At 66.8% G+C, this 12,244-nt stretch carries 14 protein-coding genes, 1 tRNA gene and 1 pseudogene; 8 read left to right on the top strand and 8 right to left on the bottom strand.

Annotated elements, in window-relative coordinates; translation table 11 throughout:
* Nucleotides 1-56: 56 nt before the first annotated feature.
* Nucleotides 57-242, top strand: a pseudogene (locus BLT71_RS20815) (MFS transporter); the annotation flags it as partial.
* A 31-nt stretch (nucleotides 243-273) separates the two neighbouring features.
* Nucleotides 274-1,143, top strand: coding sequence for a zinc metalloprotease HtpX (gene htpX, locus BLT71_RS15960; protein WP_045729513.1), 870 nt, complete (start codon nucleotides 274-276; stop codon nucleotides 1,141-1,143).
* Between the two features lie 184 nt (nucleotides 1,144-1,327).
* Here the strand turns inward: htpX and BLT71_RS15955 are convergent, their stop codons facing one another.
* Nucleotides 1,328-1,819: a YajQ family cyclic di-GMP-binding protein gene (locus BLT71_RS15955; protein ID WP_056075583.1), complete on the bottom strand. Its 492-nt coding sequence runs from the start codon at nucleotides 1,817-1,819 to the stop codon at nucleotides 1,328-1,330.
* 185 nt (nucleotides 1,820-2,004) lie between these two features.
* Here BLT71_RS15955 and BLT71_RS15950 point away from each other — a divergent pair, with 185 nt between their 5' ends.
* From BLT71_RS15950 to BLT71_RS15940, 3 genes are all read left to right on the top strand, one after another.
* Nucleotides 2,005-2,259, top strand: coding sequence for a hypothetical protein (locus BLT71_RS15950; protein WP_056075580.1), 255 nt, complete (start codon nucleotides 2,005-2,007; stop codon nucleotides 2,257-2,259).
* Nucleotides 2,260-2,438: 179 nt separating this feature from the next.
* Nucleotides 2,439-2,520: transfer RNA gene (locus BLT71_RS15945), tRNA-Tyr, on the top strand.
* Between the two features lie 198 nt (nucleotides 2,521-2,718).
* Nucleotides 2,719-3,144: a CBS domain-containing protein gene (locus tag BLT71_RS15940; protein ID WP_091722170.1), complete on the top strand. Its 426-nt coding sequence runs from the start codon at nucleotides 2,719-2,721 to the stop codon at nucleotides 3,142-3,144.
* A 101-nt stretch (nucleotides 3,145-3,245) separates the two neighbouring features.
* On the opposite strand, the gene BLT71_RS15935 is transcribed toward BLT71_RS15940, so the two are convergent.
* Nucleotides 3,246-4,259 carry a LysM peptidoglycan-binding domain-containing protein gene (locus BLT71_RS15935; protein WP_091722167.1) on the bottom strand — a complete coding sequence of 338 codons (1,014 nt, stop codon included), beginning with the start codon at nucleotides 4,257-4,259 and terminating at the stop codon, nucleotides 3,246-3,248.
* Nucleotides 4,260-4,606: 347 nt separating this feature from the next.
* The gene (locus tag BLT71_RS15930; RefSeq protein ID WP_091722164.1) at nucleotides 4,607-5,341 is read right to left on the bottom strand and encodes a potassium channel family protein; all 735 of its coding nucleotides are present in this window, start codon (nucleotides 5,339-5,341) and stop codon (nucleotides 4,607-4,609) included.
* Nucleotides 5,342-5,426: 85 nt separating this feature from the next.
* On the opposite strand from BLT71_RS15930, the gene BLT71_RS15925 reads away from it, so the two are divergent.
* Complete coding sequence (locus BLT71_RS15925; RefSeq protein WP_091722162.1) at nucleotides 5,427-5,972, top strand: acyl-CoA thioesterase; 546 nt, start codon at nucleotides 5,427-5,429, stop codon at nucleotides 5,970-5,972.
* A gap of 77 nt (nucleotides 5,973-6,049) precedes the next feature.
* On the opposite strand, the gene BLT71_RS15920 is transcribed toward BLT71_RS15925, so the two are convergent.
* Nucleotides 6,050-6,859 carry an ABC transporter permease subunit gene (locus BLT71_RS15920; RefSeq protein ID WP_091722159.1) on the bottom strand — a complete coding sequence of 270 codons (810 nt, stop codon included), beginning with the start codon at nucleotides 6,857-6,859 and terminating at the stop codon, nucleotides 6,050-6,052.
* A complete protein-coding gene (locus tag BLT71_RS15915; protein ID WP_091722157.1) occupies nucleotides 6,859-7,782 on the bottom strand; it encodes an ABC transporter ATP-binding protein in 924 nt (307 codons plus the stop codon). The genes BLT71_RS15920 and BLT71_RS15915 overlap by 1 nt, the downstream gene beginning before the upstream one ends.
* Before the next feature lie 147 nt (nucleotides 7,783-7,929).
* Between BLT71_RS15915 and BLT71_RS15910 the strand changes: the two genes are divergently transcribed.
* Nucleotides 7,930-8,352 (top strand): thioredoxin family protein, encoded by a 423-nt coding sequence (locus tag BLT71_RS15910; protein ID WP_091722154.1) that lies wholly within the window; start codon nucleotides 7,930-7,932, stop codon nucleotides 8,350-8,352.
* A gap of 67 nt (nucleotides 8,353-8,419) precedes the next feature.
* Here BLT71_RS15910 and BLT71_RS15905 read toward each other — a convergent pair whose 3' ends face one another.
* On the bottom strand, nucleotides 8,420-8,698 hold the full coding sequence (locus tag BLT71_RS15905; protein WP_091722150.1) for a putative quinol monooxygenase: 279 nt from the start codon (nucleotides 8,696-8,698) through the stop codon (nucleotides 8,420-8,422).
* 102 nt (nucleotides 8,699-8,800) lie between these two features.
* Here BLT71_RS15905 and BLT71_RS15900 point away from each other — a divergent pair, with 102 nt between their 5' ends.
* Nucleotides 8,801-10,495, top strand: a complete 1,695-nt coding sequence (locus tag BLT71_RS15900) for an AMP-binding protein (RefSeq protein ID WP_091722149.1) — start codon at nucleotides 8,801-8,803, stop codon at nucleotides 10,493-10,495.
* A 47-nt stretch (nucleotides 10,496-10,542) separates the two neighbouring features.
* On the opposite strand, the gene BLT71_RS15895 is transcribed toward BLT71_RS15900, so the two are convergent.
* Both BLT71_RS15895 and BLT71_RS15890 read right to left on the bottom strand, forming a co-directional pair.
* Nucleotides 10,543-11,097: a hypothetical protein gene (locus tag BLT71_RS15895; RefSeq protein WP_091722146.1), complete on the bottom strand. Its 555-nt coding sequence runs from the start codon at nucleotides 11,095-11,097 to the stop codon at nucleotides 10,543-10,545.
* A 49-nt stretch (nucleotides 11,098-11,146) separates the two neighbouring features.
* Nucleotides 11,147-12,157, bottom strand: a complete 1,011-nt coding sequence (locus BLT71_RS15890) for a DNA-3-methyladenine glycosylase family protein (protein ID WP_091722143.1) — start codon at nucleotides 12,155-12,157, stop codon at nucleotides 11,147-11,149.
* Between the last annotated feature and the right edge of the window lie 87 nt (nucleotides 12,158-12,244).

Raw genomic sequence — 12,244 nt, 5'->3', positions numbered from 1 at the left:
CGGTTTGGCCCGGTTCCCTCTCTGGCATCCAAACCGGGCGCGGCTGATCTCCAACGGGTGCCTTCGTCGTGGTGGTGGCCCGCGGGCCGCGGGTTGGCGAGCTCCTGGCTGGTGGCGCCACTAAGATCCTCAATGAGGGCTGGGTCCTGCTTTTCGGCGGCCTGCCCTGCAACGTGGGGGCTTGGACCGCGGCGAAGCTGCAGCCGGGTTTCCGCCGCTACCACGCGCGGAACCCGGCTCCTTGGCGGTCCGTTCCCTTAGTAAGGAGGAATCGTGCACAAACATCACAACGGGCTCAAGACCGCGGCGCTGTTCGGCGTGCTCTGGGCGGTCCTGCTTGCCCTGGGCGCACTGATCGGGGCGGGGACGCGCAGCTCGGCGCCCATCTGGATCATGGCACTCGTGGGCGTCGGCACCACGTTCTACGGCTACTGGAACAGCGACAAGATCGCCATCCGTTCCATGCAGGCCTTCGAAGTCTCCGAAGCCCAGGCGCCGCAGCTGTACCAGATAGTGCGGGAACTGTCCGCCCGGGCGAACCAGCCCATGCCGCGGATCTACGTCTCGCCCACCATGAACCCCAACGCCTTCGCCACCGGCCGCAATCCGCAGAACGCCGCCGTCTGCTGCACCGAAGGCATCCTGCAGCTCCTGGACGCCCGCGAACTCCGCGGCGTCCTGGGCCACGAACTCATGCACGTCTACAACCGCGACATCCTCACCTCATCGGTAGCCGCCGCCGTCGCGGGCGTCATCACCTCGGTGGGCCAAATGCTGCTCTTCTTCGGCGGCGGCGACCGGCGCAACACCAACCCGCTGGCCATGATCGCCATGGCCCTGCTGGCGCCCTTTGCGGCGTCGCTGATCCAGATGGCCATCAGTCGGACCAGGGAGTACGACGCCGACGAGGACGGTTCGCAGCTGACCGGAGATCCGCTGGCGCTTGCCTCAGCCCTGGCCAAGATCGAGCGAGGCGTCACCATGGTTCCGCTGCCGCCGGACCAGAGGCTGGTCAACGCCTCCCACCTGATGATCGCCAACCCGTTCCGCGGCGGTGCCATGAACAAGCTGTTCGCCACCCACCCGCCCATGCGGGACCGGATCGCCCGGCTGGAACGCATGGCGGGCCGGCCGCTGCAGTAGCCGGCGCCCGCCGTCGGTCGCCTGTCTCCTGCAGTTGACTGGTCGGCAGGCAGGTGACACGTGAATCCGCCATAACGGGCAAAAGGCCGGCACCCCCGGGAAAACGGGGAGCGCCGACCTTTTTGCGCAGCGGCAGAACATCTGCGCCTCGATAACGGCGGCGGCCACATGGGCCGCAGTCCGGTCAGCTGCGGAAGTTCACGAACTGCAGGTCGGCCTCGTCGAAGTCCTTCAGCAGCGCCATGGTGGCCTGAAGGTCGTCGCGGGACTTGGACGTCACGCGCAGCTCGTCGCCCTGGATCTGGGACTTGACGGACTTGGGCGCTTCGTCGCGGATGATCTTGTTGATCTTCTTGGCCAGGTCCTGCGCGATGCCCTCCTTGATGGTGGACTCCAGGCGGAACTCCTTGCCCGAGGGGTAGGGCTCACCGGTGTCCAGGGACTTCAGCGAAATGCCGCGGCGGATCAGCTTGGACTGGAGGACATCCAGCACGGCAAGGACGCGCTCTTCCGAGTTGGCCTTCATCAGGATCTTTTCACCGCTGAAGTCCACCTCGGCCCCTACACCCTTGAAGTCGTAGCGCTGGGCCAGTTCCTTCTGGGCCTGGTTCAGGGCGTTGGCCACTTCCTGCTTGTCCACTTTGCTTACGACGTCGAACGTTGACTCGCCTGCCATGACTCTCCTTATTCCGGCTGGAGCCCCGTCCGCGGACAGGGCACTATTCACTGCATTCCAGACTAGTACGGTTGCTTCCCACCGGAGGGCCGAAGATTCACAGTTCCCTCTCAGCGGACACCCGGAGGGAACGAAGGCGGGGTGGGAACAGTTGTACGTGTTGGAAAGTCGCGAAGGGAACCACCATGCACCGCAAGGCCGTCAGTTACGTCACCCGGACCACTTCGGCGGCTGCAGGAGCAGTGGCAACGGCAGCAACGTCCGTGGCGGCAGCAGCTGTTGCGGCGTCCATCGTCTTCAGTCCGGTGGCTGACGCATCCTCCCGCATGGCAGGAGTCAGCGAGGACCTGTTGCGGGCCGTGCAGCTGAACCAGATCACCGAGGAGCAGGCCATCAAGTTTGAGGCCAGGCTGGCCGGAAGGATTGCTGGCGAGGCCTGAAGCGACCCCCTTTCCCCCGCCGTTCCGGGCTTTTCAGGGCATCGGGCCACCCGATTCGATTCTTGGGCGGAAGTTCTGTAAAGTTGTCTTGCCCGCGGTTACTGGAAGCGGAACGGACCGGACTGGAAACAGAAAAGGTGTGTTTCACAGACTGTAGCCAGGGTCTTCTTATGAAGTTCGGCAGATTACCCGAGCGGCCAAAGGGGGCTGACTGTAAATCAGCTGGCAACGCCTACGGGGGTTCGAATCCCTCATCTGCCACCCAAGGGGAAACCTCCGGAACCAACAGGTTCCGGAGGTTTTTTCGTTCCCCGGGGCACCTTCCCCCGCTTCAGCTCCCGCCTGATCCGCCGCGGCAGCCCGCCGTCGACATCCGTGTTGGACCGGGCGTAATCTGGCACCATCGGCGCACGTGCCCCGATGCCCTGCGTCGATATTCCATCGATGAAGGAGGATTCAATGAGTGCTGTACGCGAATTCATGACCACTGATGCGCGATGTATCAAGGAAAATGAGTCCCTCGTGGAAGCTGCCCGGACAATGCGGGACATGGACTGCGGTTCGCTGCCCATCTGTGGAGACGACGGCAAGCTGAAAGGCATGATCACCGACCGCGATATCGTGCTCAAGTGCGTTGCCGCCGGCCGCGACCCGGGGCGGGTGATGGCCCGCGAGCTCGCCTCCGGTACGCCGCACTGGATCGACGCCGACGCCAACGTTGATGCTGCCATCGACATGATGGAAAAGCACCAGATCCGCAGGCTTCCCGTGATCGCCGACCATAAACTCGTCGGCATCATCAGCCAGGGCGACATTGCCCGCAACTACTCCGAACACCGCGTAGGCGAACTGGTGGAACACATTTCGGAGCGCCACGGGGTGTAGCCGGCGTCCCAGGTCATGGCCTTGTCCGCGGATCCTTACCCTCAAGGTTCGGACCCGCGGACAAGCTTCTGAGAAACGGGTTCGGGTGGGCTGACAGTCCGTCAGTTCAGCGCGATCACCAACATCTGGGTGGTCCCCGGAATGCAGGTCTGCAGGATGGCCCGGGGGAAGCCGCCGAATACGGCGATGACGTCATTGGTTGTACCGGGGTTGGGGACCTGGCCCCGGCCGGTCACCTTGTACGTCCCGTAGCCCGGGATGCTCACGGTCTCGCCGACGCCGATGCCGGAGAACCGGGCCCAGCCGCCGCAGAAGTCGTGCTCGGTGATAAAGAGCGAGTAGCCGTCGTTCGGGGTGTAGTGAATGGGGCCGATGCAGGCATCCACCATCGACTGGCCGCCGGCGCCGGCAACATAGATGGTGCGTACGGCAGGGGCAGCCGGCGCAACGGGTGCGGCCACGGGTGCTGGCGCCGGTGCAGCGGCGACGGGTGCCGGGGCTGCTGCAGGGATGGCCGCGGGAGCAGCCGCGGGCACGTTTACCGCAGGACCGGTCAACACGAGGACCTGCCCGGGAACGATGATGCTGTAGGCACCCAGCCCGTTGGCCGCCAGCATGGCGTTCATGTCGACGCCGTACCTGCCGGCAATGGCGCCGACGGTATCGCCCGCCACCACCGTGTACCGGTTGGAATCGGCCGCAGGTGCCGGTGCAGGGGCAGGTGCGGGCTGCGGAGCCGGCGGGGGGGCCGGATCGGGTGCGGTGGCCGGTGCCGCGGCAGCCTCGGCCGGGGGTGCCGGCGCCGGAGCCGCGGAAACCTGCCCCGCAGAAGCGGCTGAAGCGGGCGGGGCGTCCCCGGCAGCGGCGGGTTGCGCTGCAGGTGCGGCATTGGCAACCTGGCCTGCCGTCGTCGTGCCCTGGTTTGGCGAACTTGCGATCGGGGTGGACGGGCCTGCTAAGGCTCCTACCCCCACGGCCGCCACTACTGCCGCAGTTGCCATCCCGGCCCAGAGCCTGTTGCTGATAGCCGGGCGGCCGGGCGTGATGGTGTCGCGGGGTTCGTCGGTGGCGAAGCTTCTGCTGCTGGGATCGGTGGTGACGTATGGCTGGTTCATGGTGGCCCATCCGGGTGCGCTCCCGCCGCCCGGGCACAAAAAGCCGGCTTCGGCAGGAAGAATTAAGATCTGACGCGGCGTGGCCGCCCATAGCGGGGGCCGCGCGGTGCGTGCGATGAGGCCGGCCGCATACCCAGAAAATGCGGGGGGCTCCTTATGGCGGCGGAGGGCCCGGGGAGCAAACCCGGGGAACTGCCGGTGCGTGGTGCTGTCCTTGGAATCCCGAGTCTAGGAAGCCGGGGAACAGCCCGGCATCAGTAGGAATTACCCGACTTTTCCAGCCCGCTACTTGGCCGCCGCCGGCCCGCGTACTCAGGAACCGGCTGCCGCATACCTGCGGGCACCGTTCAGAGGGTCCGGTTTTCCTTCAGTTCAGCGATCTCGCGGCGGAGTGCGGAGATCTCGGCCACCAGCTCCGCAACCTCGGCGCGGACGGGTTCTTCGACGGCCTCGGCCACTGACTCCGCCGTGTCCTCCACCCGCTGCACCAGCCACGAAGCAATCGATGCGGTGACCACGCCGAGCACTGCAATCCCACTCATCATCAGTGCTGCCGCCACCATCCGGCCGATCGGTGTCACCGGGTAGAGGTCGCCGTAGCCCACGGTGGTGATGGTGGTGATGGCCCACCAGAGGGCGTCTCCGAAGGTGACAATCTTGGCGTCCGGTGCGGACTGCTCCACATCCAGGACGGCGAGCGCACCCACGAAGATGAGCATTCCCGCGGAACCGGCCACGTAAGTAACTACGCGTCCTCGCAGGGTCTCGCCCACGGTCCGGTGGAGCACGGACAGCAGCGTAACCAGCCGGAGCAGGCGCAGGGGGCGGAAGAACGGAAGGGCCACGATGAGCAGTTCGTGGAGGTTGCGGACGAACCAGTCCCACCGGCGGGGTGCCAGCCACAGGTTGGCCGCATAGTCGACGGCAAACACTATCCAGGTGGCCCACATGACAGCTTCCAGCCAGCTCGCGCCGCTGTCTTCAAGGCGTCCGATCACCTGCCACGCGTAGGCTGCCAGGAAGATGAGCGCCGTGCCCATCAGCGGCCATTCGGCCAGGTCCCGGTAGCGTTGGTGCGTCATGCTGGAAATCCTACGTGGACAGCCGGCGTCAGGGACCTCCACACTGGCCCGCCACCGCAAAGTTACCAGCGGGTAACATCGAGTCATGCACCTTCTCCTGAGGACCCTGCTCCTGCTGTTCCGTTCAGCCCGCCGCCGTCCGCTCACCGTATGGGACAGTGCTTCCCTGCCGCTGCGGGTCCTGCCCACGGACATCGATATCGCCATGCACGTCAACAACGGCATGTACCTGTCCCTAATGGACCTGGGCCGGTTCGACCTGATGGTGCGGAGCGGCGTGTGGACGCGGATGCGGCGGCGTGGCTGGAGCCCTGTGGTGGCGGCCGAGACCATCGCCTTCCGCAAGTCCCTGCAGCTCTGGCAGCAGTACACCATCGAGACCCGGATTATCGGGCTGGACACCAAGGCCATCTTCTTCGAACAGCGGATGGTGGCCGACGGCGAAATCTACGCGCGTGCCTACATCGCCACCCGCCTGGTCAGCAGGTCCGGTCCGGTCAGCCAGGAGGAGATTCTCCGCGAGTTCGGCCAGCCGCCCGCGGACCTGGTTCTGCCCGAGTGGATTCATGAATGGCGTGAATCCAGCCAGTTGCCCGGAAGCCGCACGCCGGCTCCGCACACCTGGCCGTAACGCGTAGCCCCAAACGCCGGGTTCCAAATGCCTGCCCTGAGCGCTACCCGTGACGGCTTCTGAACCAGCGGTGCCGGCTACGCGCCGACGTCGCGTTGTTCAAGCGCGACGGCGGCCAGCACCACCAGTGCCGCGGAGATGCCCCAGAGCCATCCGGCAGCAGCCCAGTCGGCCCCGTTGACCATGGGGGAGTTGCCGTAGGCCCAGTGGTAGGGGCTGACCTTGAGCAGCCACTCCACGTCCGGGCTTTGCCGGCCGACGGCGTTGAAGACGTAGCCGAGCACCGCCACCGCCGCTCCTGCCGCGAGCCCGTACGTGCGGCGTCCGGTCGCTGCGCCCACGAACAGCGCCGAGGTCCCCGTGAGCAGGCCAAGCCCGGCGAACAGCACCACGGCGCCGAATAGGTTGGCGGGGTCGATATCCAGTTGCGATGGGCCGTTCAGCAGGGTGACGATGACGAAAGCCAGGCCGGCCAGCACCAGCACCCGCAACAGCAGCGCCAGTGCGCGTTCCAGGACTACCTGCACCCGCCGCACGCCATGGGCCAGCGTCAGTTCAAGCTGTCCTGACTCCTCATCGCCGCCCACGGCAGCAGCGCCCCAGGCCACGGTGGCGATGCTCATGAGGAGGAAACCGATCAGCCCGAACAAAGTGGCCTGCGTGTAGCCGGGTCCGGAGGCGATCTGGTCGTAGTTCAGTGCGCGGGTCATCTCCGCCGGCAGGGCGTTGATCATTTCCTGCATCTGGTCGCTGCCGCCGATGGAGGGGTACAGCGGGAGGTACAGGAACGCCGCCGCAGCGAGTCCGGCCGCCCAGGCAAGCGTGGAGCGCCACGAGTCGAAGAAGGCCCGCCGGAACAGCGGAAGCCTGGTACCCGCGGGATGCATCACCGGACTTCCTTCCGTGGCATGGCGTACATCTTCAGCACGGACTCCTCAAGGTCTGGCTCCTCCAGCACAAGGTCGGTCAGTTCAAGCCGTCCCAACGCATGGAGCAGTGGCTGGATGGCGCCCTCGAGGACCGCGGACAGGGTGACCCCGCCGTTGGACTCCAGCACCTCGATGTTTCCGATGCCTGGTACCGCTGTGAGCAGCGCAACGGCGTCGGACGCCGCCGCGTGGGAGGCCGTGAAGCGGAGGTGCCGCACCGCGCTCTCCCGCAGCCCCGTCACGGATTCGACGGCGATGATGCGGCCGTCGCGGAGGATGGCCACCGTGTCAGCGGTCTGCTGGATCTCGCTGAGGACGTGGGAGCTGAGGAAAATGGTCTGGCCGTTGTGGCGGGCCTCGCGCAGCATGGCGTGGAACTCCTGCTGGATCAGGGGGTCCAGCCCGCTGGTGGGTTCGTCCAGCACCAGCAGTTCGGGCTGGTGCATGAAGGCCTGCACCAGGCCCAGTTTTTGCTTGTTGCCCTTGGACAGCTTGCGGGTGTGCCGGTCCAGGTCGAGGTCCAGCCGCTCCGCGAGTTCATCAATCCTGCCGGGCGGCACCGGTCCGCTGACCGCCTCGTAGTGGGACAGCAGCTTCCGCCCCGTCACCCTGCCTTCGAGGAAGAGCTCGCCCGGGAGGTAGCCGATGCGGCGGCGCAGGTCCGGCCCGCCCGCCCGGGGGTCCTGGCTCAGGACCCGCACCTCACCGCCGTTGGGCCGGATGATGTCCAGGAGGCAACGCATGGTGGTGGTCTTGCCTGCGCCGTTGGGGCCGATCACACCGAAAACACTGCCCGCCTGCACCTCAAAGTCGACGCCGTGCAGGACTTCGCGGCGGCCAAAGCTCTTGGTCAGGGAACGCGCGGAAACCGCGATGTCCATGGTGCCCTCCCGGGTGCCGCTGCGGGGCTGATGACCACAGGCTAAGCCCACGGAGCGTCCGTGTACATGTGCAGGGCCGGGTTATTCCCGATGACGCGTGCAGCGAACAGCCACGCATGGCGGCGGCATCACGCGTACCGTTGTTCCATGGCTACCCTTGACATCACAGGTGAACAGTTCGCATCGACGATCGAAGGCAACGACATTGTCCTGGTCGACTTCTGGGCAGAATGGTGCGGCCCCTGCAAGCAGTTCGGGCCCACGTACTCGGCCGTTTCCGAGAAGCACCCGGACGTCCTCTTCACCAAGGTGGACACCGAAGCCGAGCAGCAGCTCGCGGCGGAGGCAGGCATTTCCTCTATCCCCACCCTGATGGCCTTCCGCGAAAAGGTGCTGGTGTTCTCCCAGCCCGGTGCGCTGAACGCCCAGCAGCTGGAGCAAGTGGTGGACGCCGTGAAGGCCCTGGACATGGAGGAAGTCCACGCCCACGTGGCCAAGCAGCGTGAAGAGGCAACAGCTGCGGCCAAGCCCTCAGGCCCCCAGGACGGCTCGCAGATCCCGGACCTGTAAAGAATTCCAAAACCAAAGAGCGGGACCTCCTACAGGGAGGTCCCGCTCTTTTGGTTTCAGAGGCCTGCTAGACGCGTTCCACCTTGACGGGCTCAGCCAGCAGCGCGCTCAGCGATTCGTTGAGGTCCTGCACCGCGGTGCCCTTCGAATGCTTGGCCAGGTCCTCCTCGGAGGCCCACTGTTCGGTCAGCACCAGCTTTTCCTCGGTGGCTTCCGTCAGCTCGTAGCGGATGCAGCCCGGCTCGTTCACCACCTCGTCGATGGCTATTTCCAGGGCCAGCTTCACGCGGAAGAACTCGCCCTCGTTGGGGATGAACGTTGCCTGCAGGTCGATCGGTGCACTCATGGATTTCACAATACCGGGAGACGGCGCCGCTTCCCGCCGTGTTGCGGCGGACATGCGATCCGGATGCTGTCATTGGCGCCTCCCTGTTGGTAGCGTGCCTGCATGCGTGCTTACACAGCCGGGGACACTGACGTTCCGCTGCTCGAGGAGACCATTGGTGCGAACTTCGAGCGGGTGGCCGCCAGGTTCCCGTACCACGACGCCCTGATCGAGGCGGCGCCGGTGCCGGGCGCCGACGCGCGCCGCTGGAGCTACAGCAAGATGAACGACGACGTCGACCGGCTGGCCCGCGCGCTCCTCGCCCTGGGCGTGGCCAAGGGGGAGCGGGTGGGCATCTGGAGCCCCAACTGCGCCGAATGGACGCTGCTGCAGTACGCCACCGCGAAGGTGGGAGCCGTCCTGGTCAACGTGAACCCGGCGTACCGCAGCCACGAGCTTGAATTCGTGGTGAAGCAGAACGGGATGCGCACCCTCGTGACCGCGCCCTCGGACACCAACAGCGATTACGTGGGCATGGCCCGGCAGGCGCTCGCCGGCTGTCCGGAGCTGCGGGAACTGGTGTTCCTCCCGGTCCCGGGAGGAAGCGCAGTCCCGGGAGGGGACGTGGACGACGCCGTGTCCCCGCTCAGCGACGCGGAGCAGACGTACGCCGAGCTGCTCAAGCGGGCTGACGCCGTCGGGCACTCCGCCTTGAAGGCGCGGATGGCGGAACTGGACCCTCACGATCCCATCAACCTGCAGTACACCTCCGGCACCACGGGTTTCCCCAAGGGCGCCACCCTCACGCACCACAACATCCTGAACAACGGCTTCGCCATCGGGGAACTGCTGGGCTACACCGAGCACGACCGTGTGGTGATCCCGGTGCCGTTCTATCACTGCTTCGGGATGGTGATCGGCAACCTCAACGCCCTGAGCCACGGCGCCGCCACCATCATCCCCGGCCGCGGGTTCTCGCCGGCGGCGGCGCTGGAGGCGGTTCAGGATTTCGGCGGCACCTCCCTGTACGGTGTGCCCACCATGTTCATCGCCGAGCTCGCCCTGCCCGACTTCGCCTCGTACGACCTCTCCACGCTGCGCACCGGGGTGATGGCGGGTTCGCTGTGCCCCATCGAGGTGATGAACCACGTCATCGCGGACATGAACATGACGGACGTGGCCATTTGCTACGGCATGACCGAGACGTCGCCGGTGTCCACCATGACGCGCAAGGGCGACACCCTCCAGCACCGCACCGAAACGGTGGGCCGGACCATGCCGCACCTGGAGAGCAAGATCGTGGACCCCGTGTCCGGCGCCGTGGTGGAGCACGGGGAGATCGGCGAACTCTGCACGCGCGGCTACGCGGTGATGGACGGATACTGGAACCAGCCGGACAAGACCGCGGAGGCCATCGATGCCGAGGGCTGGATGCACACGGGAGACCTCGCCCGGATGGACGCCGACGGCTACGTGCTGGTGGAGGGCCGGATCAAGGACATGGTGATCCGCGGCGGCGAGAACATCTACCCCCGTGAAATCGAGGAGTTCCTCTACACCCACCCGGCGGTCCAGGACGTCCAGGTGATCGGGGTGCCGGACGAAAAGTACGGTGAGGAACTGATGGCCTGCATCATCCTCAAGCCTGGCGCCGAACCGCTGGATGCTGCGGCTGTGGCCGACTTCTGCCGCGGGCAGCTGGCCCACTACAAGGTGCCCCGCTACGTCGAGATCCGCAGCAGCTTTCCCATGACGGTCTCGGGGAAGATCCGCAAGGTGGAGATGCGGCAGGAAGCGGTGGCCCGGCTGGGCCTGTAACCCTTCCTTCGTTCCTGCGGCGCAGCCCTACCTTTGGCAGAGGCGGCCTATTTTGTCCGGCGGGCGCCTCGGCGGGTTGACCGCGCAGCGGCAAACGCCAGGACGACGGCGGCGGCGAGCGCGGCTGCCACGAGCAGCGGGCGGAAGCCGGCGGCACTCCCTTCCGCGCTGTGGGCGGGACGCCCGCCCGGCGATGGGGCGGGTCCGGCCGTGGTCACCTCGTCCCGCGACAGCTTCCATTCGGACGCGGCGGGGAGGATGCCCGCGGGCAGCTTTTCGTTCCGGAGCTCCCGCCGCAGTTCGAGCTGTTCCCTCACCTCCTCGGTGGGCGCGGGCACTGCATCATCAGCGGCCAGCGCGGAGGGGAGGTCCACGAGATACGGCTTCCCGTAGAACGCGGCGGACGCCACCGAGTCCAGCCAGGTGGCCGGCGGCGACTGGACGCCGCGGCGGGCGAATTCCGCCCGGAGCCTCGCCTTGATCTCCTCCAGGTCGTTGCCCTCCGCCTCGCGGGTGACGTTGAAGATGGCCAGTTGAAGCTGGACATGGCTGTCCTCTTCGGGCTCATTGGTACCGGGGGTCGCATTCGTTGCCGCATCCATCCGGATACCTTACCCACCTGCGGGCCGCCTTACGCGTTCAGTCCGGCGGTTAGTGCCCGCGGTGGTCCTGGATGGTCATCCGGGGGCCAAAAGTCGGCTTGCGGAAGCCGGTGCTCTGGATCATCCGTACTACCCGCTGCCGCTGACCGTTCCAGGGTTCGAGCAGGCGGAGCATCCCGGCGTCGTCGGTCCGGCGTCCGGTCAGGGCCGCCCCCACGTAGGCCGCGAGGTGGTAGTCACCCACGGCGATGGAGTCCGGGCAGCCGTGGGTCCGCTGCACCACTTCAGCCGCCGTCCAGATCCCGATGCCCGGGATGGTCTGCATCTTCAGCCCAGCCTCGGCCGCCGGCAGCCCGGCCAGCCGTTCAAGCGCGGCGGCGGAGCGCAGCGCCCGCATGACCGTGGCCGAACGCTGGGGTCCCACACCGGCCTTGTGCCACTCCCAACTGGGAACCTGCAGCCATTGGGTGGCCGTGGGCGGCACCAGCAGGCCCTTGGGTGTTGACGTGCCGGCCGGCGGGGCAGGGGTTCCGTACCGCTGCACCAGGTACCGGTACCCCCGCCGGGCCTCGATGACCGTGACCTTCTGCTCCAGGATGATGGGCACCAGCTGGTCGACCATCCGGCCGCTGGCGGGGAGCCGCAGCGCCTGGCTCCGGCGCCGGGCTTCGCGGACCATCCGGGGCAGCGTGGCATGGAATTCCGGCTCGTCGAAGCCGGACCAGTCGTCATCTGCGCCCATCAGCCGGGGAGCTGCCCGTGCCGCCAGTTCGGCGCCCGGTCCCCACGCTTGGACGTCCACCCGGGCAGGGACCCCGGGGCCGTCGTCGTGCGCTCCGGCAGCAGTACCTCCCACCGGGCTGAGTCGCAGCGTGGCCGGACCGTCCGCCGTGGTGAACGCGTTCCAGATGACGTCTCCCTGGACACTGAAGGAGGGGTCACTGTGGCCCCGCAGCAGCGGGCCAAGGGTGCGGGCCAGGCTGTAGGAGCCCTCCGGGTACCAGCACAGGGACACGTCCGCGCCGGCGGCAAGCCGGGGAGGTGCTGCTGCGATGGTCATGCCTTAATCGTCCCACGGCCCTGCGACATGGCGGGCCCTTATCAGCGGAGACGGGCCGGACTAGAATCCAGCGTGAGGCGCGGAGCC

The sequence above is a fragment of the Pseudarthrobacter equi genome (assembly GCF_900105535.1).
GTDB lineage: Bacteria > Actinomycetota > Actinomycetes > Actinomycetales > Micrococcaceae > Arthrobacter > Arthrobacter equi.
This window is presented reverse-complemented; position numbering and strand designations above follow the sequence as displayed.

Excerpts from the sequence above, each read along its gene's own strand:
- BLT71_RS15950 (WP_056075580.1), top strand. The coding sequence starts at position 2,005 with ATGCACCGCAAGGCCGTCAGTTACGTCACCCGGACCACTTCGGCGGCT.
- BLT71_RS15895 (WP_091722146.1), bottom strand. The coding sequence starts at position 11,097 with ATGGATGCGGCAACGAATGCGACCCCCGGTACCAATGAGCCCGAAGAG.
- BLT71_RS15955 (WP_056075583.1), bottom strand. The coding sequence starts at position 1,819 with ATGGCAGGCGAGTCAACGTTCGACGTCGTAAGCAAAGTGGACAAGCAG.
- BLT71_RS15930 (WP_091722164.1), bottom strand. The coding sequence starts at position 5,341 with ATGACGCACCAACGCTACCGGGACCTGGCCGAATGGCCGCTGATGGGC.
- BLT71_RS15900 (WP_091722149.1), top strand. The coding sequence starts at position 8,801 with ATGCGTGCTTACACAGCCGGGGACACTGACGTTCCGCTGCTCGAGGAG.
- BLT71_RS15890 (WP_091722143.1), bottom strand. The coding sequence starts at position 12,157 with ATGACCATCGCAGCAGCACCTCCCCGGCTTGCCGCCGGCGCGGACGTG.
- BLT71_RS15920 (WP_091722159.1), bottom strand. The coding sequence starts at position 6,859 with ATGCATCCCGCGGGTACCAGGCTTCCGCTGTTCCGGCGGGCCTTCTTC.
- BLT71_RS15910 (WP_091722154.1), top strand. The coding sequence starts at position 7,930 with ATGGCTACCCTTGACATCACAGGTGAACAGTTCGCATCGACGATCGAA.
- BLT71_RS15935 (WP_091722167.1), bottom strand. The coding sequence starts at position 4,259 with ATGAACCAGCCATACGTCACCACCGATCCCAGCAGCAGAAGCTTCGCC.
- BLT71_RS15905 (WP_091722150.1), bottom strand. The coding sequence starts at position 8,698 with ATGAGTGCACCGATCGACCTGCAGGCAACGTTCATCCCCAACGAGGGC.
- BLT71_RS15925 (WP_091722162.1), top strand. The coding sequence starts at position 5,427 with ATGCACCTTCTCCTGAGGACCCTGCTCCTGCTGTTCCGTTCAGCCCGC.
- BLT71_RS15940 (WP_091722170.1), top strand. The coding sequence starts at position 2,719 with ATGAGTGCTGTACGCGAATTCATGACCACTGATGCGCGATGTATCAAG.
- BLT71_RS15915 (WP_091722157.1), bottom strand. The coding sequence starts at position 7,782 with ATGGACATCGCGGTTTCCGCGCGTTCCCTGACCAAGAGCTTTGGCCGC.